Raw genomic sequence first — 19,031 nt, 5'->3', positions numbered from 1 at the left:
CCCCGTTGGGTCAGTCGAGCGTCATCATTTCTGCGAGGTAATTCTGTTTCCAGTTCTGCGCACCGGACTTGAAGTGCTTGTCGAGCACCGCCTGTGCTCGCCCATCGGACCGAAGCACAGCGAGCGTTTCTTTCGGGAAGCTCGCCTGCAGCATTCGGGTCTGGGTCGGCGTCACCCATAGGTAATCGCGGTTCGGAACCGCGTTGGCCACCATGTCAATCTGGCTCATCGTGAGACCGAACTTGTCCCGGTAGAGATGAAGGTTGTTCCTCGCATCCGGGTTCGGCAGATAGAGGATGTTCGGGATGTTTTCCTTCAGCACCTCAAAGTCGGCGATTCGCGCGACCTGTGCGAGCGACTGTGTTGCCATCATCAACGTAGCGTTCAGCTTCCGGATGGTGACAGCCCACACTTCCAGCCGTTTATAGAAGCGCTCGTTCTGGAAGAAGAACCCGGCCTCCTCCACCTCGATAACGGTGTATCGCTTGCCGTCGAGCCACTGCGCAATGCGGTAGAAGGCGTAGTCCATGAACAACGCGGCGGCCACCGGGAAGTTATTGAACAGATCGCCCATCTCGATAGAGATGTCATCCGACAGTTCAAATGCGTCTTCGGCGTGGTCGAAGAACCGGCCGTTCTTCTCGCCCTGCGTCCACACAGCGAGCCGGTCGCGCAACTCAATGGAAAGCAGCGTATTCAGGAACGACAGCGTCCAGAGTTCGGGACCGTAGCCGTCCCCGAGCGTCACCACCGCGTCGAAGATCTCCCGCTCCTGCAGCTTCGTGCAACGGAACGTGTCGTCTTCGATCGCCATCTGCACCCACTCAGCGACATACGGATAGTGTTTCTTGTCCTGCAGCAGGGACAGTGGATTGACCGACGTGGCCGCCTCAAAACGTCCCGTCGCGTCGATGAAGCGCCCGCCGGCGAGCACGGTCGGAATACGTGTGGAGCGGTCCTTGTCGAAGCGAACGCGCCGTGCACCGTGGCGTCCAGTCTGCGACATGAGGAAGTTCAGCATGATCGACTTGCCCATGCCGATTGGACCCAGCACGAGCAGATGTGATGCGCCACCCGGGATATGCAGGTTCACGCGCTGCAGCGTCTTGTGACGCGTCGGAAGCATGGTGAGCGGGCCTGTGCGCCGGCCGGACTGCTGTGTCAGCCATGCGTTCACGTCGCTGCCTTCGGCCACGCTGCGAACCGGAGCAATGTCCGACACCGTCGCGGTCTCGACAAACTGCAACCGCCGCTGCTGGTCCCACCGGCCGGGCATGGTGGAGGCCCATGCCGCAAAGAGATTGTCCCGCTCTATGATGACGCCGAAGCCGGCGTTACCGATCCGACCTACAACCTCACGAGTCGCGTCCTCACATTCCTGGACAGTGTTGCCGTAGACGACCACCGACACATTGGCGAAACCGAATTGCTGGCCTTCGGCCTGGATCTTCGCGAGTGCGTTTTCCGCCTCTTCGGCAAGAGTCTCCCGTCCCTTGTCGTTCTTCTGTTCTTCCTTCGCAAAATACGCTTTGACCATCGCCCACGGGTTGAACGCGGCCATCTTGTAGAACTTGCGTATCGTGTCGACGTACCCGCTCGCCTTGCTCGTATCGAGGAAGCGGAACATCACGCAAACGTCCAGCTCCGCATCGACCTCGCCCAGCACGTCGAGAGCCGCCTCCTGAAACCCCATCCATTCCTTGACGGCCACAATCTTGGCGAAACGCTTTCCATATGCCGATTCGAACATGAGCATTTCGGCGCCGATCGTGATCTCGCTCTCGGTCAGGTGAGAGTCGAGCATCGTCACCGGATATCGAACGCGTCGCGGCGGCACAGAGGGATTCGCCGACTGATGCAGGAAGGCCAGCGCCGTCTGGAGCGAAAGCCGCTTCATCCTGAGGCGGGTGACACCGCCCCTGAATGCGTCGAGAACACCTTCAAAGCGCTTGATGTCGGACGTTAACCGCTCGAGATCGAACACAAACGCGCTGCGCGCGAGCAGCGAATCCTTCAAGGCCTCGATCATCGCGATCAGCATCGACTTGCCGCCCACCGTCATGTGATAGGCGATCTTGTCGAACACCCGATTCACGCCGGTTTCGGGCGTAAAGGCGAGCGCGAGGGAGTGGGAGTTGCGGAAGTACTTGCCGCTGCCCACATGCCTGCGGTTGATTTCATCGATGTGCGCATCGATGTCGGAGTTGAACTCGCCGTCTATCTTTCCCTGAACGCGCCTGTGAGAAAGCCTCCACCACGCCGTAACACGATGATCGAAGTTCTTGCAGGCGTGGTCCAGGTTGTCGCGCGCGGCCGAGATATCGCCGGCATTGGGCGTGTCTGCATCGACGCCTTCGAAGTCAAAGACGGCAAGCAGCGAGCCATCCTTGTCGAGGATAAGCTCGGGCGTCACCATCGTGGCCCACGGGGCGACCTCCTGGATTGACCGGACGGCGAGTCTCTTTTTCAGCATGGGAGATCCTGATCGAACCCATAGGGGCGTTTGAATCGGGCCGACGACTTCGATGAGGGCCACGGCCGATAGACATCCGCGTAGCGGTTATAGACGAGCATGACCTGCCGCCACCACGGATCGCGCGAACTCTTCCAGCGCAGGAGCCAGTGCACCCCGATACCAACGACAAGAAATGTCGGGGTCATGCTGGCGTAACAGAGCAGCACGGTCATTGTGCCGTTGGCAATCGCGAGGCCGCGGTCAGCGCCGCCCATCTGACGGGGCAGCGAAAGACCGCGGCTGACCTTTGTCGGCTTACGCACAGGTGTAGCTGATGTGGAAATGGTTTTTCATGATCGGTACCGCGCATGCGGCGATGCCAATGCCGACGAAACATGTGGAAATCACCTTGACGATGGTGCTTTCAGAACTGCCGATAGCGACTGCGGCCAGGATGATCACCACGCAGCCAATGACGAAGAGCCACGGACCGCTGATATAGGCGGAGATCAGGCAGATAGCGTCGGTTGCAGATCCCAGGTCGTCCAGACTCACCGCCGACGCAAACGGCGCAAATCCGGCGAGGACGGCGGCAACCAGTGTGGTGCGCAATTCTCGGCGCGTCAGGAATCGGGACCAGATGAACTGACGCATCGCGTCCAGACTCGTGCGAGCGGCCGCGAAAAACTGCGAGACGTACTTCTTCATGCAATAACTCCGGTAAGTTAAAAAACGCGATTGAGGATGTAATCCCCGTTCTGAAAGCCCTTGATCTCGACGATCTCGGATACGTGGCGCAACTCGCCTGAGCGGCGAAGATGAATGACGTAATGGAAGCAGTCCGCGATAGCCTTGCGCATGTCCGCGAGCTCCCAGCGACTGCCCGTCGGGATGCCCAGCATGGCCAGGCTCTCAAGTCGGCTGAGGCCGCCGCGGGCGTCGTTCGAGTGGATGGATCCGAGGCCACCATCGTGACCGGTGCTCAGCGCCTGGATGAAGTCGTACGCTTCGCCGCCACGCACCTCGCCGACGACGATGCGATCGGGTCGAAACCGCAGGCAAAGCGCAACGAGTGCCTGGGTCGTGACACCTTTGTCCGGATTCGACAGCAGGCGCACGAGGTTCGGCACGCGCAGCTTCAGTTCCATGGTGTCTTCGATGGTGATGACGCGCTCGTCGTCCGGTATATCCGCACCTAGCGCATTAAGAAACGTCGTCTTGCCGGTCGAGGTGCCGCCCGCAACGAGAATGTTCTTGCGCCGGATGACAAGCTGGCGAACCGCTTCCATGAGCGATTCGTTTTCGATGCCGGGATGAAAGAGGTCGTCGTCGTTGCGCTTGGTGCGTGCATGAACGCGGGAGAACGCGCCCATCGCCACGTAGTCCTCCAATGAGAGGTTCGACTCGCGGTGCTTTCGAATCGAAAGCGCATGGCCGTCGATCGCGGTCGGCCTCATCACGGCGGCGATACGCAGGCCCTTGTGACCCGCGTTGATGATGCCCTGCGAGGTGCCCGCACGCGCTGACTTCTCGACGGACGCGGCTAATGACAGGATCGCGCCATTGAGGGTCGCCTGGTTAAGAGCCAGGGGAAGCCGGTGCATGACCCCGCGCCGCTCTACCCAGATGCTGTCGAAATTGTTGATCATGATTTCGGCAACGTCGGGCGCTTCGAACTGTTCCCGCAACGGAAGAACGGACTCGAAGAACATCCGCACCGCGCTCTCCTCGAGCGGGCGCACCTTGAGCAGGGGATTTTCGGTATCGTGAGACATGCTGCTATTGTTCAGACTGGCTGCTCGCGCGGCGCTCGAAAAGAAGCATGAAATGAGACAGCTTTCGCGCGCGGCGAGCTTTCGTCGCTGAACAACCATAGACTTCCACGGGGCGTACGCCCCGGCCCGCGCTCGGACGAGCCGGCTCACGGTCTTAAGTCAGAAAGACCCCCATAATCGTGAAGCTTTTGACTCCCTTGCGAACGGAATCGTCTGTATGAGAATCCGACTTCGCACCGTTTAATGATCCGCCTGATGACCAGAAACATTCACTACTCGCGACGCCCACAGGTGACCAATGCGCGCAGGGGCAAGACGCTGTTACTACCAATGCCTCGCGCGGCGGCGGATGAACTCTCTCTTCAGATTCACCTTGCCCTCGATGCCATGCGGCGTGGAAAAGGGAATGTGAACACCGCCCAGACGCTGTGTCAGGCGATGATTCTCGTTGGTCTGTTAGCCGATATGGGGTACGGCGACGCAACGGTAGAACAGATGCGAAGCGCCGAGGAAGTTATCTCGGCAGCGTTCGATCGAGGGCGCGGCTCAGGCGTCTGGTGTCTCGACGACGACGGCTTCATGCGGTTCGCTATGATCGCGACCATGTACGACGAGCAGCTCCGGCGCGCACCCATGTCGGCAATGGCCGAGGCGAGCAATCGTCTCGACCGGTTCCGTCAGGGTGAGCCGTTTGGAGCGCTCGCTTCTCCGCAACGCCAGTAAGTCACGGATCTAAGCCCAAGGACAGCAGTCGCGATTGCTGACGACCTGCGGCATACTCGCCTGACTCTGCTAGCTCGTTCGGAAATGCGGACATAAATCCTCGCATCCAACGCGTCCATTCGCTGCAATTCACAAAGGTTTGTTAGCAGAATTTCGGTCCACATGTGGTCCGTAAACCTCTCAGATAGTTGCCCGGTGCGAATTAATGTTCTTTCTTTGCTTATTAAAATAGATATCTGTTACGGAAAGTGTAAAAGGACCGTGAGCCGGCTCACGGTCCTCGCGAAGGCCTAAAGCCTTCTTTCCCTTGCCCAGCAAGGCCTTCAAGCTGGCGCTCCCCGCGACTGACCTTGTAATTTATGGAACGGGCTCGGATGATCCCTTGAGGCGAAAAAAAACCCGGCTGCAGGAGCCGGGTTGGGGTCAAGAGATGAGCGAATATCAAGCGCACTAGCAGATCACTTCAACTGTCTCACCGAACGGCGCCTTCTTCGCCCGCTTAAGCGGCGTGGTCGACGCCCAAAGTACGGGGTACGACGGCGCTTCATCTGGGAAGCGGCCATCCATATCGGTGAGATACACAAGAAACGCCGGGTGAATGCCCTCTTCTGCCAGCCGCGCGAACGGCTCGACAAATGAAGTCCCGCCACCGCCCCGAACAGGCTGCAAATCGAAATCGACCGCGTCGCCGCGCTCAAAGACCTGCATCTGCGTCACGCGCGTATCGCAATCCATCACGATCAGCCGTCGCGGCCGCACGCCCTCGTTCACCGCGATGATTTCCGCGGCAAACTGCGCCTGCGTTTCGTCCCACAGCGAACCGCTGGAGTCACGCACGAACACTGCATCGCCTACCGCCGGTTCATTCAACGATGGGAGATACAGGCCCATATGCAGGTAACGCCGATGCGGCATGGCGAAGCTGTAGTCGGTCGGCGACGATTCCTGCGCAAAACGGTGCAGGAGCGGACGCCAGTCCACAGCAGGCTCGACAGCATCGGCCACCATACCAGCCAGCGATCCAGGCAGTGCGCCGCGCATCTTTGCGGCCTTCGCCGCCTGCAGCACGGCTACTTTCCAGTCAGCTTCCTGCTGTGCCTTGTCGTCCGCGGTGTACTGACGGACCTCACCACAGGAGGGTGCGACATCGGGCGATGAGCCGGCTGCGGAAGGTGTGGACGGTGTGTTCGCGCCGCTCGCACCGGAAGCGGACTGTGGTGGGCCATTGCTGGCACTGCTGCCCTTGCCACCGCCCTGCTTTCCTTCAGCCTGCTTCTGCTTCTCCCGCTGTCGCTTCTCCTGCGCGAGGATGCCGTAGATCTCCTCAGCCGACATGCCCTTGAACCGGGCGTCGACCAGCACGCCGGCAGGTAGCAGCATGCCGGCGTCCAGCACGATCGGATTGATCGCGTGATCGCAGGCCTCGTCCCATAGAGCGGGGTCGCGGTCACCCATGCGCCAGCAATGGCCGTTGGCCACGTGCAGGACTTCGTGAGCGAGCACGCCCCGCGTTTGAAGATCGTTCAGGCCGGCCAGGTAGGCGGGGTTGTAGCCCAACACCTCCCCGTTCGTCCAGAACGTCTTGCACGACGGATCTTCGACCACCTTCAGCCGGAGCGCGAGCGCCCCGAAAAATGGCTGATCGAGGACCAGCGCCGTGCGTTGCTTCGAGATACGCGGGTCCATGACCACCTCACGCGACGAGTCGCAGAAGCGGCGTCGGCTCCGGCATTGCGACGGGCTCGGACGCGACGAACGGTGCGACCGGTTCGGCCATCGGATCCGGCGCACCGCCCATAAACGCCGCCATCAGCCCCTCGATTTCCGAGGCCTTGGCAGCGACCTGTGAGCGCAGTACGCGCGACTCTTTCAGATCCGCCCCGGAGTGCACGGCAAGATGCTTCTTCGCCTGCTCGAGGATGTGATTCAGCTTCGGATCGTTGGAGAAGTTCAGCTTCGGCAACAGATCGCACAGTTCGCGAACCTGGTTGGTCACGCCAAGACGAACGTCGGTCGCACCATACAACCGGTCAGCCAGCTTCGAGACTGCCTCGTACAAGCGCCCGACCAGATCGTTATTCGCCGTCGAAATCGAGGCGAGCACGTGCTGGTCGATCTCCGAGCGCAAATCCGTCAGGACGTCGGGCGGCAGCTCGACGCCAAACTGGCTGGCGTCTGGAAACGGCAGAACCGACAGCCTGACACCGAACTTGCCATGCATCTGGGCGAGCGTCGGATAGTCGGCCTCGTTGTACAGGTCTTTCTGCTCGTCTCGTGCCTTTTCCTTCAGGTCCAGATAGTCCGTCAGGAAAACCGACACTGCCAGATCGAACTCGTCTTTCATCTTGCGCAACTGGTCAGCGACGTCCATGTAAATCATGGTCGGCAGCAAACGCACGCCCAGCTGGTCGTACTGCAGCGTGTGGTTGTAGTAGTACGCGCGGATACGATTGCCGATCGATGTGACTTCGTGATAACTCGGCGCGTGTTCCGGCAGCAGGCGCTTGTTAAAGCGGCCGATGCCCTTGGTCTGGTGCGCCGTCTCCACCGCTTCGGTGGCCTTGAGGTCAAAGCGCCGTGCCTGCCAGCAGGAGACCGTCACAGCGGAAAGCATGACCTTCGATTTCAGTTCAGTGATGTTCATGGATAACTCCAGAAAAGGTAGGGAATGGATGCAGCGGAAATGAAAAAAGCCACGTGCCGCGCGAGGCGGAACGTGGCAACAGGGAACAACGAAGAGACAGAAACTGGAAGGTGAAAGACCGGGGCGTCTGATCCGTTCGCTTACTGGCCGCGAATGATCTGGCCGAGCGGACCACCCTGTGCGCGAATGAACGCATGGGTGTTCTGAAGCTGCGGCGTACGGCGAACCGCATCGCGCGCGAGCAACGCTGCAAACTCGCGGTGGCCCGCGGCGATCAACCGGTCGTTGTAGGTCAGCACGCGATCGAAGTTGCCCTCAGTCGAGTGGGCCGCAAGCGCCGCGCTGATTGCGTAGAGCGTCGCCGGCTTCTCCGGAATTTCCGCGGTATCCGGTGAGAGCAGGATCGCATCGGGCGACGGCAGTTCGCGGTAGATGGCAAGAAAGCTCATCAGTTCCGCGGCCGCCGCTTCCCCAACCGACCCCGCATACGAGATCAGTTCGAGCTCCTTCGGCACCACACCCATTGTCTTGGCGACAAATCCCCACGAACGGGGACTTGGTGAGTTCTCAATGTCGCGCGATGTCTTTTGCACCGAGAGCAGATCCGGGCGAAGGCGCAGGAACGCAATCAGCGCCGGCGGCAGGTTGTTGGCCACTGCCCAGTCGGACCAGTCAACAATCGACGGCTCGAGCTCCACGACGGTCGCGAAACGCGAGATCACCGGATCGAGAATGCCCGTCACGGCCGCGTTGTCGTTGCGCCGGTTCGTGGCCGCAACGAACGTGACGCAGTCAGGTAGCACATGCTCGCCGATGCGCCGCGCGAGCAGCAGTTGCATCTTGGCGGCTTGCACCGCGGGCGACGCCTGTCCGAAATCGTCGAGAAACCAAAGCAGTGGAGAGGTCGCGTTCAACGCGCGTTCCAGATCGCCGAATGGCAGGAACCGGGCGACGCTCCCATCAGGCGACGGAAACGGCAGTCCCTTCGAGTCCGTCGGGTCTTCGACGACCGGATGGCTGATGAGAAGATCGTGAGCCGTTGCCCTTGCCGCCTGATCGACGATATCGCTCTTGCCGATGCCCGGTCGCCCGGTGATCAGTACAGGCAAACGCTGCGGGACGTAGGCGCAAAGAAGTTGGACCAGTTGAGACGGATTGACTTTCATGGGGTACCTGCAAAGGAAAAGCCCCACGAAACCGCGCCCCATGGGACGTGGTCCCGATGGGGCAAGTTGAGTATGCCGCTCGCGCGGCCGTTCAATGCGTCGATCGACGCGGGAAAATCAGTGGTGCGTTACGCCCACGCGCCGACCAGTGCGGCCAGTTGCGCCGGCGTCAGCGCACCGCGCGAAACCGAAGCGGTGGGCAGGAAGATCATCTCGCCGTAAAGGTTGGCAAGACAGCGTGCTTCGGCACAAAGAACCAGCACGTCCGTCTCAAACATCGACGGATTGCGGTTGCGCCAGACGTTGATAGCGTCTTCGATCTGGGCGATCGAGACCTCTGTTGCGTCGGAACTCACAGGGCTGTTCATGGGGATCCTCAATAAGAAGTGCCCCGACGACGCCCGGGAGGGACGCGGTCCCTCGGGGCAGAATTGTTGCCGCGTATCCGGCAGTTCGATGCGTCCAGGACGCGGGTGATAGACACAGTGTAGGCATGCGGCCATCTCCGTTCGGCGCATATGCTGCGAAAAAACGCCCCGCTTAAGAGGCGCTGCAGCGTGCGCTCCGGTTTCCGCGGACGAAAAAAAACCGGCGCATTGCGCCGGTTTGAGTCAGAGAAATTTCGAATCAGGACAACGACAGCGAGGACTGCGCGGACAACACGGCATCGATGCGCGCATTCAACGCTCGTTCGCGCTCACGAAATACGCGCGATTTTTCCTCACCGACACCATTGTGCTTCTCGATCACGTAGGAGAACGCGGACGGTCTCGCGGGGCCGCGCCAACGCTCCCATTCCTCCTTGATCCGGGCCCGCTGATCCGGTGTGCATGCGAAGTACTCCCGACGCGTGCGCCGCCATTGTTGCGCGTACAGATCCCGCATACGCTGCTCGGCCTCCACGAACAATCTCTCGCGACGCGCCTGCTCTTCGTCCAGCGTCCGTGCGGGCGGTAGCTCAAGCTGCTCGCTGAACAATGGATATGCCTGCGCGAGCTTTTCGCGCTGTCGCTGCTCACGGCTGAGGAACAGTGCCTGACGGCGGCTCGTCCAGGAGAAACCTTCCGGCCGAGCCTGACGGTCAAATCGCATATGCCCTACCCTCACGCAGCACGGCGCTCGAGGACCGCCCGCGCATAGGCGAGCGTGCCATCCTTCGCCTGCAGACGCCGTCCTTCGTTAAGCGCCGGGTTCACCAGTGCGTACTGAAGAATTGCACCGGCGCGCCAGTTACGGATCTCGCTGAAACCCGATGCGATGGCGTCGTCAACATGCGTGACCCCGTCGATGACCGTGCCGTCAGTGCGCTTGTAACGTGCGCTCTGCGCCGCGTCCCTTGCGCGCTGCGCGTCGTCGGCCCTGCGCTTTTCCATCTTGCGCTGTTCATCGGCTTTTTCCCAGTCACGCGCAGCGGTATCGTCAAAGCCACACAAACTGAAGACAGCACGGCGACGGGCTTTCGCCTTGACGCCCCGCAGCTTTACGCCGTGGAACTCCTCGACGGCCTGCTTGCTGCTGCGGTTGCGATCGTCCGGCGTATCCAGCAGATTCAGAAGCATCGAAAGATCGCGTTCCTCGATCGCTGAAGCTACTCGATTGGGCCACTCGTACGACTCGCGCCCATGTGACAGGAGCGCCATCTCGCACTCGAGCTTGTGCCGGCGAGCACTCATCCGGCCTTGGGCGCGTTCCAGGTCGGCGCGGTCCAACGCCTTGTCGCGTCGCCAGTCGGCCAGCAACTGTCGCAGACGCGCCGCAAAGTCGTTGAGCGGCTGCCCGATAGCAACAGGCTTGTCGAACATAGCCGGCAACGGCGCGGCGCTCACGATCTGCGCATCGAACAGGGCATCCTCCACCTCGATATAGCCCGCTGTTTCCGGCATGCCGGCCGTCGCAGCCACGATGGCATCGATGTTGTCTGCCGTAATCGATTGCTTGGCGTGACGCATGACCGAGCTCACGCTCTGCATTCTGTTTGCCGAGAGCCGGCCCCGAATTTCGGGCACGTCGAGCAGCGACTCGGCCCACTCGAGGTCATGGCGGAATGGGCGCTCCATCGCGCGGTAATCATCCATGACCACCGCGGGCACGTCTTCGTTGCGAAGCAGAGCATAGGCGACATGAACCTCATGGCGCCCGTTCACCTGCCCGCCTGCCGCGGGCGGACCGCCCGCGCCAAAGCCAAAGCGCGCGATCGCAGCGTCATGGAAAAGCGACGACAGATTGACAAATTGTCGCGCGTCTCGCGCGGCCGCTTTCTCTGCATCAATCTGGCCGGTCGTCAGGAAGATGTGCGGTGCACGCGCCAACTCGAAGAGACCGAACAGTTCATCCCAGTGCGTCAGGCGAATCTGCCACGGACGGGCCTGCTCGCCGTAGGCGGACAGCCAGAATGCGTGAACTTCGTCGAATAGCCGGCTGACGACCTCGGCGGCCGAACCGGCACATCGGATCGCCAGCGTGCCGTTGTAACGCGTGACGCTCGCCGGAACGCCATCGCTGAGCAACGAAATCGACGATGTTTCCGTCTCCTTCACGCGCTCGTTAGCGAACAGGGCGATGACGCCCGCGAGCGTAGCGACGGTGAACGTCTCGTTGGGAATGGACAGTGTGTACATTGATGTTGGCTCCGCAAAGGAAAAAGGGCCAACGTCCCCGACGGGATGTTGGCCCATCGGGGTTAAAAAATAGAGTTTCGTCAGTCGATATCGAGCAGGCGCGAAACGACTGCCGCTATGGACCACGCCTGCGAGCGCGAAAGCGACTTGATGCAGATGAGCGGGACGCTCTTCCACAGGTGGGACTCACCATCGCTGACCAGTTCAATTACGTCGACGCGGATAAGCCAGCCTTCGGAATTGCCGCGCCTGACCGCGAGCGTCACGTGGCGGGTTGACGCCTCGACAGGCCACGGCGCGGATGGTGCAAGGCCAAATCTGTCGGGGCAATCTGCGTCGATGAAGTTTGCGTGGGTCACCCACTCGGGTTCGATTTCTGTGCGGCGCAACACACGGGAAACCTGATCTACAACATTACCAACGGTCATGCCGACCGTTTCGAAGGGGGCCGCCGCTAATGCGACCGGCAAATCAAGGGTTTCGGACATAGAAAAAGGACAACAAAAAAGGCCGCACCCGAAGGTGCGGCCTTTGATAGATGGCGGGGCAGAACTCCGCCCCGATTGCTATGTGGCGCCTAGCGCGAGGACCCGTGAAAATGCCGTTCCCGCTTGGCCTTCCGCGCGTTGTGCTCCATGAGGGAACTCAGCCCGCACATGGCAACTGCTACGCCGATCACCAGAAAACTGATATCCATACCTATTCTCCTTTGATGGCAATCATGCCTTGAACGAAAGTTAGCACAAGAGCGCCAATCAGACTTACCTCGAGCTTGATGTCAGCAAAGGTCCAGACTGACGTCGAATGCCACACACCGACTGCGCCAAGGAAAGCCGCGGCGGAAAGCGTGTGTAAGAAGCGGCCGATCTGCTGGCGTTGGTCCTTCGTGGGCTTTGAAAACGGTTGAATGGCGATTGCGATAAAGCTCCGGTTGCTGCCGTCGCCCATGGAGTCGCCGATGGCAAAACTACCGTCGATCCTGCTTTGCAACTGTACGTTCGCGCCATCAATGACAGCCCATGCGACCGGCGGTGCTTCGCTAATGCAAAATTCGCGAAGCACGGCCTGCAGGCGTTCCGACGGATAGACGTGCCCGGCATCGGCAAGATAACTTGCGCGATCCGTGATGCTCATTCCCGACGGATATTCGATACGGATCTCGATGATCTCCATATGCCCTCCTATCGGCGTTCGCTGTCAAGGCCGCCGGCGAGCCGAAGACCGCCAAGCAGCGAGGCGTAGCCCTCGCGGGATGACAGCTGCTCCAGAGACACCGCATTATCGCCACCACCTGACAAGTCCAGACGGCCGCGACGGGTGCGGAACGATACAGAAACCCTCTCACGCGTCGGCGCGTCTGTGACTTCCAGCATGAGAGCCGGAGTGCGCAGAGTGACGCGACAGCCGCGACCGCGGCGCGCCGGTTCACTGACGATCTCGTGATCGCCGGCACGCAAACGTAGATCCCGTGCGACACTGCGCAAAATCCGCGTTGCATGATCGGTGACTGCGGCGTCCGTTGCGGCGCCCGCGCTGCGGCGGTCGGCATAAAACACCTTGGGAAGTTTCAACATACGAACCTCAAAAAAAAGCGAGGCGCCCTTTGGGGGCACCTCGCAATGAAGAGACAGACCAGCGAATGCCGGCCCGAGAAGTAAGGAGACAGGATCAGTGCGTAACGCGCAGACCCGAGTTGGTGGAAATGAGGAGAACGTGATCGCCCGGCGCAAACTGCTGATCGTCAGGTTGAGCCACAACCACATCTCGCCCTGTGCTCGTGTGCACGATGATTTCGAGGCCTGCGTGATGCGACAGCACCTGCGAAACCTTCTGTGTGATGAAGCCGGATGCAGCTCCGGACAAGGCGCCGGCGATGTACCGACCGGTGCCGTTGCCAATCGTGCGTGAGCCAAGGAAAGCACCGACACCCGCGCTGATGAGCGACGTCAGCCCGGAGTTGTCCTGGCTGGCTTCGATCGTGATGGCGCGAGTGCGGAGAACCGTTCCCTGTTCCAGGGAGCCGGCGTGCTGAACGTCATATCGCTGGTACGTATTCGGCGAACCGAAGTCGATACCGGCGCAAGCCGACAGCATGGACGCGAGAACGAGACTGACGATGATCTTGAACATTTGATTGCCTCAACGAGATTGGGGCAACCGTCCCGTCAGGGAGGTCGCCCTGACGGGAAAGAAAAAGGTGAGAGAAAAGGTGTTGACTTCAGTGAGCCATAGCAGGGCGAAGGCTCGTGCTCCGGTCGCGAACAGCAAACCAGCGCGCTGCGGTAAGCAGCACGACCGAAAGCGGTGCGAGAACGAAGACGAACCAGAAACCGACGCCTTGTATATACGCGCCGTACGCGTAGCCGTGTCCCGTAACGGACTCGACCATCAGCGCACCAAGCGACAATTGATGCGATCCGACATGCGTCAGATAGGTATCGAGAGCAGCCGGCCCGGATGCCCGCAGCAAGTCGAGTTGACTCTGCGCTTCGAACGCACAGCCGAAAATGACTAGTGCGCAGCCCGTGAGAGCGAGAACGGCAGCAACGATAAGAACGAACTGGAACGGAACGGCCGTGGCCGCGTGGTTGCGATTCGACATTGAACAGCTCCGAAAAAAAACGGGAGCCGGTCCCGTTGGGATGGCTCCCAACAGGGTTGACAGACGGGTTTGCCCGTCGTGGACGACCGGTATAAGCCGGTCAAAGATTCGAGCACCCCAGCAAGCTGGAGTGTTCTTTCGATGCGCAGAAGCGCGGGTGATAGGATGAGTCTAGGCCACATCTGAGCCGCCAAAGTGTGGAAACATCACCAAACGGACCTAGCTTTCATCGTTTGGACTCGCTGGCTGAGCCCGACGCGAGCAGCGTCCGTCTACTGAGGCTACGTCGAAGGGATAGCGTGATCCGGGCGATACGCAGACGAAAAAAAAAGCGCCGTTCCCCGGAGGGAACGGCGCTCGTCGTCATAAGTTCAGCACAGCCGTCGACGCAACCACAGGTTGTCTGGCCTGGCATACACCGGTACAGCGAACACAGCGCAAATTCAGCCTCGGTGGCCGGATGTGCTCGGTGATCCCTCCAGCCCCCGTTGGCCAAGCAGCCGGACCGAATACGCCCCAGCTATGCTGCTTTCCATGCCGGCTACGAGCGCCGCGACAGTGGCCTCGATGTCGTTATGAGGCATGCCGGTCGGGAATATCGCAAAGCTGCCCGCTAATACGTTCTCGCCCGCGCTGGTGAATTCGCCGTTCTTTAGCCACCAACGATCGCACTCGCGATCGAAGCTCAACCAGATGCTGGCCCCCTTCGGCGCGACAACGGTCTCGAACGTCTTGCTGAACGCATCCACAATCCGGTCCTTGGCCCACCCGTGCTGCGCCAGGCAATCAGCAATCGCTTGTTTCATGATTCTCCGGTAAAAAAAGCCGCTTCCCGAAGGAAGCGGCATATCAGATTGCGGCAGATTTTCTCCGGCTCCTGCGAGCCTTCTTTTCCACCGGCTTCGGCGCCTCGTATCCGAAGCGCGCCCATGCCGACCGGTCGAGCGGGATTGGACTCGTTCGTCCGGTGCTCAGGTTCACGAAAACACCCGAGAATGGAACGCGTCCGGTGCGAAACATGGTCCACAGCAGGTTGAACGCCTGAACGGCAATCGCCTGATTGATAACAAGTGACTGCTTGCGAAGCGCATCAGCCATCGAGCAGGAAGGCGTCTCGTCCGTTGCGTCGCCGCGCGGGTCGACAAGTTCAGGGAACAGGTCTCCGACGTGGGGCAGACGCTCAGGCCCGACAGCGGGAGCCTGTCCAAGAATCACCTGCCCACTGTCGGTGTCGTTTCCGCAGTCGAGGTAATACCCGCGACCGTAGGTCAACGACTGCAAGATTGCCCGTCGGGCTGCGCGCGTATCCACGCAGCCAATCACGAGATCGGCCGCATGCAGGTTAGACCCCGAGTTCACGCGCGAGGTGCGCGCTTCCCAGTCTGTGCCCATCAGCATGTTTATCCGGTTGACGATGAGCGCAGCCTTGTATTCGCCGACGTCATTGGGATAGAACCCCTGTCTCCCGACGTTTGTGGGGCTTACGCGATCATCGTCATACACGGTGCACTCAATGCCGCCCGGGTGACCGAGTTCGAGCATCGCGTGATGTAGCCGCGCGAGCGACGGCAGGACCGCACTTCCGGTCCCGCCGGCACCGACAACCACCACACGCCACGGACCGGACATCATGCGCGAGGGTACGTTATGAAGCATGGGTGCGTTCATGCTGCCTCCATCGCTATCGCCCTGTACCACGCCGACGGCGCACGCTCGAGTTCCTCAAATATCCCTTTGGCGCAAAGCCGGAGCGCAAGGCTCGGCGTCGACGCCTGACAGTTTCCAACGACCAGTGCGAATTTCACTTCGTGTTGGTCGTCAGCGTCATCCGTCTCGGAAAAATACGCAGGAAATCTGCCGTGCGAATGACAGTCAACCACAAGCTGCTCGTCACCTTCCAGCTGCGGCGGCTCGTAGTCCAGTGAGCCTTCGTCGTGTGAGCGGATCACGAGCGGGACCAGCCTGAAGTCCCGGGACCTCGGGCTCCATACGATCCAGGCGCCGGTCTCCTTCGGAAAAGCGGCCCGCGCCATCGCTGCGAACTGGGCGATGAGTGCGGCCGGGACCGCGCCGCATCCAAGTTGCGTATCCTCGTTGATCTCGCCATATGGAATCGCCGTTGGGACAGCATAGGTGGCGATCCTGCGCACAAGGGACACCCATGCGCGGCGGATCTCGATAAAGACACCGTTGGACGCGACGAGCAGGCGCTCGCCGTTTGCAGACATCGGTGCCACTGGCTCACGCCTGGGCACCATTACGCTCGGCAGCGACTGCTGCAGCGTCAAATCCAGAACATTCATTTTGGTTCTCCAATGGTGCCGCCGATCAGATCGGCCAGCGTGAGATTCATCGGGATAAGGGAAGTCCTGGGAAACTGCCTGAACTTGCCGCGCAGCATGTCGCGCCAGAACGCGAAAGGACCGTCCTTGTAGTCGACCCGTTGCTTGCCGGCATTCGGATGGGTAAACGCGGATTCAAAGAACCCGCTTTCCCAACCGTCAATGGCAGCGACATCGATCCGGTTGGGCACTTTTGCGGAGCCGATACAGATCTTTCCCCAATCCCACGTGTTGAAATAAGGCGGCTCGTATAGCAGCGTGTCAGGGGTGGGGCGCGTGTCCTCCATGACGGCGAAGACGCGAAACCCCGTCATCGACGCGTGAAAGACGAGCCCCGGATGCGGAACCACTGCACCGGCGGACCTGATCTCCGGACACTGGAAGAAGACCCGTTTCCGGGTCGGCCTGTGCCACCACGTGATCGACTCAGGTGATAGCGCCAGCACCGTCTCAGGCAGGAACGCAGCCTTTGCAGCCGTGTTCGCGGCCAACTCGTTCAGTGCGGTGTACAGCGCCGCCCTGTCGATCGGCCGGCCAGGCCCGATCGAAGGCCGTTGCTTCCCGCCCTCGAGCTTTACCGGGTGGACGGTGCCGTACTGCACGCCACGGTTGTGCTGCTCGTAAAGAAGAATTGCGGAGACGAGCCGGACCTCCGCGTCGCCACCAGACGACACATTCATACCGATCATGATGATTACCTCAAGGTTTGATCAGGATCGCGAGGACGCGGTCCAACTGGGAAAGAAGACGGATGCCCTTCGTCCAACGCGCGTACTGCGTGCGGATTGCTTCGGGCTCAGTTGCGAAGGGGATAAAGCCGAAGTACGTCGTGCCAGAACCTTGCGCAGCGAAGTTGTACCGGTCGTCGAGTAGCTGGCCGATGTAGTCGGTGTCATGCGCGATCAGCGTGCAAGCGGCATACACACATTCCGGCATGAAAGCGAAATCGAAAGCCGGCTTCGGGTCGCGGTCACAGAGCAGTCGCGACAGTTCCGCCAGTTCCTGGGCAAGTCGGGAAGCCCGACCGGCCGTCGTTCGATGCAAACGCCGCAGCGCCGCGATCGATAGCCTCGGTTGCGGGCGGGACGAGCGCTCCTTCTGCCGGATCCGATAAATGTCCATTTCATGCGGACACAGCTGATCCGAGGCCACCGAGGGGAGGTAGCGCTCGTAGTCGGTTTTCTTACGCCCATACGACCTGCGTAATTCCTTCACCACATCGGTGTCGGTGACCGTTGCATCGCCGTCCCAGTACCAGCAGGCGAAATCCTCAAGAAACTCATGCGGCAAGCGCACGTTGAGGGTTCGACCCGACGCCTTGGCTATGAGGCTTAAGGCTGTCGGGAGCAGGCGTGAATCTGCCATGCGAAACTCGTCAGCGTGACCGCCGATGGAGTAGACAAAGTCATCAGGAAACTCCACCGTGAGATAGAGCGGTGCATCTGGCTCGAAATCGTCCCGGTGCTCCTGATATTCGATGATCTCCGTCACCGCTTCGCGTCCATAAAGCAGGAACTGGAAGTTCAACGCCCGCCACTGCTTCTGCTGGCGCCTGAGCCACGCGGTAAAAGCCTGAGCCATCGCTTGAGGAGCACTGCCGTAGGACCGAACGTCCCGCGCACTGAGAACCCCGGTGGAAAACTGCAGGGTCGCCAGTTCACACAACGCGCGTTCGGTCTGGAAGCTGACTTGTCCCTGTGCCAGTACCGAAGGTCCGACCCGGGGTAGCGTCAGAAAATCATGGGAAGGTTTGCGTCGGGTAACGGGATTGCTGCGCGATTCCCGGGTAGCCGGGGAGTATTCAGCGAATCCGTCACCATACGTTCGAGAATCGAACAGCATGATTTCATTTCCTCATTCTGAAAAAAAACCGCCCTTTCGGGCGGCTTCTGTGTGGATTGGGCACTGGACTCTTCGGCCAGTGCTCTCATCAGGTCGCGCTTACGCATGAGCGCCCTTGGCGCCGGCGGCACGAACGAACTTGTAGCGGGCAACCTCCCCGCTGTATTCGGGTCCGTCGATGACAGCCGTCGTCAACTCCGGGTACTGCGCCGAATACAGATCTCGGACCTCCACCGGCGAAAATGCCGCGCCGGGGTCGATGAGATTCACTCCGTTGTAAATGAACTCGCGGATAAGCGTTGCGATAGAAATGGACATGTCCGACCTCAGCCGAGAAGAGAAAGAAGATCCGTGCCTTTCGGCTCGACGGATGCGGGCTCGGGCGACGCGACAGCGGATGCCGAATCCGACGCTTGCGCATCGTCGTCCTCGTCGCTCTCGTCGTTGTCCGCAGCGCTGCCCGATGCCGGCGCGGGAAGCGCCTTCTTCGAACCGCCGTGCAACGCCTTCTGCGCCTTGCCGACCTGCGATTTCTTCGCTTCCTCAAGGATCGCCGTTGTCGCGGCGACCTGCTCCTCGAGCGACTTGTGCGAACCTGTGTAAGTCAACAGCGCGGCCGCGAAACCCTCATCGAGCTCCGCCGCGGTGGCCGTGAGCACGAGAGGTTGACGCAGCGCCGGGTCCGTCGCACCTTGCGGGACGACGAACACCGCCAGTTGATCACCGGCTGCCTGCAATGTCAGGACGACCTTGCCGGCGGAGCGCACAAGCGCTTCCAGTTGCTGAAACATGATTGACTCCAGAAAAGAGAAACGCCGCGCGATGGCGGCGTATACAGACAGAGGGAAAGGGACACAGAACGTG

At 60.5% G+C, this 19,031-nt stretch carries 23 protein-coding genes; 1 reads left to right on the top strand and 22 read right to left on the bottom strand.

The annotated features are described in order from the left end of the window. Positions 1-10 precede the first annotated feature (10 nt). The 4 genes from CUJ91_RS33060 to CUJ91_RS33045 are packed head-to-tail and all read right to left on the bottom strand — an operon-like array spanning position 11 to position 4,230. Positions 11-2,473, bottom strand: a complete 2,463-nt coding sequence (locus CUJ91_RS33060; RefSeq protein ID WP_114158365.1) for a VirB4 family type IV secretion system protein — start codon at positions 2,471-2,473, stop codon at positions 11-13. Then, a complete protein-coding gene (locus CUJ91_RS33055; protein ID WP_084534252.1) occupies positions 2,467-2,778 on the bottom strand; it encodes a VirB3 family type IV secretion system protein in 312 nt (103 codons plus the stop codon). The genes CUJ91_RS33060 and CUJ91_RS33055 overlap by 7 nt, the downstream gene beginning before the upstream one ends. After that, positions 2,771-3,163: a conjugal transfer protein TrbC gene (locus CUJ91_RS33050; protein ID WP_114158364.1), complete on the bottom strand. Its 393-nt coding sequence runs from the start codon at positions 3,161-3,163 to the stop codon at positions 2,771-2,773. The genes CUJ91_RS33055 and CUJ91_RS33050 overlap by 8 nt, the downstream gene beginning before the upstream one ends. Before the next feature lie 17 nt (positions 3,164-3,180). Further along, the gene (locus CUJ91_RS33045; protein WP_114158516.1) at positions 3,181-4,230 is read right to left on the bottom strand and encodes a TadA family conjugal transfer-associated ATPase; all 1,050 of its coding nucleotides are present in this window, start codon (positions 4,228-4,230) and stop codon (positions 3,181-3,183) included. Between the two features lie 255 nt (positions 4,231-4,485). Here CUJ91_RS33045 and CUJ91_RS33040 point away from each other — a divergent pair, with 255 nt between their 5' ends. Continuing rightward, the gene (locus tag CUJ91_RS33040) at positions 4,486-4,953 is read left to right on the top strand and encodes a hypothetical protein (protein ID WP_114158515.1); all 468 of its coding nucleotides are present in this window, start codon (positions 4,486-4,488) and stop codon (positions 4,951-4,953) included. 450 nt (positions 4,954-5,403) lie between these two features. On the opposite strand, the gene CUJ91_RS33035 is transcribed toward CUJ91_RS33040, so the two are convergent. The 18 genes from CUJ91_RS33035 to CUJ91_RS32950 form a co-directional block, all read right to left on the bottom strand. Next, positions 5,404-6,639 (bottom strand): vWA domain-containing protein, encoded by a 1,236-nt coding sequence (locus CUJ91_RS33035; RefSeq protein ID WP_114158363.1) that lies wholly within the window; start codon positions 6,637-6,639, stop codon positions 5,404-5,406. A 7-nt stretch (positions 6,640-6,646) separates the two neighbouring features. Beyond that, on the bottom strand, positions 6,647-7,597 hold the full coding sequence (locus CUJ91_RS33030; RefSeq protein WP_114158362.1) for a hypothetical protein: 951 nt from the start codon (positions 7,595-7,597) through the stop codon (positions 6,647-6,649). A 140-nt stretch (positions 7,598-7,737) separates the two neighbouring features. Beyond that, positions 7,738-8,763 (bottom strand): ATP-binding protein, encoded by a 1,026-nt coding sequence (locus CUJ91_RS33025; RefSeq protein WP_114158361.1) that lies wholly within the window; start codon positions 8,761-8,763, stop codon positions 7,738-7,740. A gap of 128 nt (positions 8,764-8,891) precedes the next feature. Next, positions 8,892-9,131, bottom strand: coding sequence for a DUF3717 domain-containing protein (locus tag CUJ91_RS33020; protein WP_114158360.1), 240 nt, complete (start codon positions 9,129-9,131; stop codon positions 8,892-8,894). A gap of 259 nt (positions 9,132-9,390) precedes the next feature. Further along, on the bottom strand, positions 9,391-9,855 hold the full coding sequence (locus tag CUJ91_RS33015; protein WP_114158359.1) for a hypothetical protein: 465 nt from the start codon (positions 9,853-9,855) through the stop codon (positions 9,391-9,393). Between the two features lie 11 nt (positions 9,856-9,866). After that, a complete protein-coding gene (locus tag CUJ91_RS33010) occupies positions 9,867-11,381 on the bottom strand; it encodes a hypothetical protein (protein ID WP_114158358.1) in 1,515 nt (504 codons plus the stop codon). Between the two features lie 80 nt (positions 11,382-11,461). Beyond that, entirely contained in the window at positions 11,462-11,869 is a 408-nt protein-coding gene (locus CUJ91_RS33005) for a hypothetical protein (RefSeq protein ID WP_114158357.1), read from the bottom strand. Positions 11,870-12,080: 211 nt separating this feature from the next. Continuing rightward, entirely contained in the window at positions 12,081-12,554 is a 474-nt protein-coding gene (locus tag CUJ91_RS33000; RefSeq protein ID WP_114158356.1) for a hypothetical protein, read from the bottom strand. An 8-nt stretch (positions 12,555-12,562) separates the two neighbouring features. Next, a complete protein-coding gene (locus CUJ91_RS32995) occupies positions 12,563-12,955 on the bottom strand; it encodes a hypothetical protein (RefSeq protein WP_114158355.1) in 393 nt (130 codons plus the stop codon). Positions 12,956-13,049: 94 nt separating this feature from the next. After that, a complete protein-coding gene (locus CUJ91_RS32990) occupies positions 13,050-13,511 on the bottom strand; it encodes an outer membrane lipoprotein (RefSeq protein ID WP_114158354.1) in 462 nt (153 codons plus the stop codon). Between the two features lie 88 nt (positions 13,512-13,599). Next, a complete protein-coding gene (locus CUJ91_RS32985) occupies positions 13,600-13,983 on the bottom strand; it encodes a hypothetical protein (protein ID WP_114158353.1) in 384 nt (127 codons plus the stop codon). A 443-nt stretch (positions 13,984-14,426) separates the two neighbouring features. After that, positions 14,427-14,789, bottom strand: coding sequence for a hypothetical protein (locus CUJ91_RS32980; RefSeq protein ID WP_114158514.1), 363 nt, complete (start codon positions 14,787-14,789; stop codon positions 14,427-14,429). Between the two features lie 43 nt (positions 14,790-14,832). After that, entirely contained in the window at positions 14,833-15,651 is an 819-nt protein-coding gene (locus CUJ91_RS32975) for a PRTRC system ThiF family protein (protein WP_114158352.1), read from the bottom strand. Continuing rightward, positions 15,648-16,286: a PRTRC system protein A gene (locus CUJ91_RS32970; RefSeq protein ID WP_114158351.1), complete on the bottom strand. Its 639-nt coding sequence runs from the start codon at positions 16,284-16,286 to the stop codon at positions 15,648-15,650. The genes CUJ91_RS32975 and CUJ91_RS32970 overlap by 4 nt, the downstream gene beginning before the upstream one ends. Further along, complete coding sequence (locus tag CUJ91_RS32965) at positions 16,283-17,014, bottom strand: PRTRC system protein B (RefSeq protein ID WP_114158350.1); 732 nt, start codon at positions 17,012-17,014, stop codon at positions 16,283-16,285. Before CUJ91_RS32965 ends, CUJ91_RS32970 begins: the two co-directional genes overlap by 4 nt. Positions 17,015-17,024: 10 nt before the next feature. Then, the gene (locus CUJ91_RS32960; RefSeq protein ID WP_114158349.1) at positions 17,025-18,167 is read right to left on the bottom strand and encodes a PRTRC system protein F; all 1,143 of its coding nucleotides are present in this window, start codon (positions 18,165-18,167) and stop codon (positions 17,025-17,027) included. 99 nt (positions 18,168-18,266) lie between these two features. After that, positions 18,267-18,485, bottom strand: coding sequence for a PRTRC system protein C (locus CUJ91_RS32955; protein ID WP_114158348.1), 219 nt, complete (start codon positions 18,483-18,485; stop codon positions 18,267-18,269). 8 nt (positions 18,486-18,493) lie between these two features. Then, positions 18,494-18,958, bottom strand: a complete 465-nt coding sequence (locus CUJ91_RS32950; protein WP_114158347.1) for a PRTRC system protein E — start codon at positions 18,956-18,958, stop codon at positions 18,494-18,496. Positions 18,959-19,031: the final 73 nt, after the last annotated feature.

Source organism: Paraburkholderia graminis (assembly GCF_003330785.1).
Classification (GTDB): Bacteria; Pseudomonadota; Gammaproteobacteria; order Burkholderiales; family Burkholderiaceae; genus Paraburkholderia; species Paraburkholderia graminis.
This window is presented reverse-complemented; position numbering and strand designations above follow the sequence as displayed.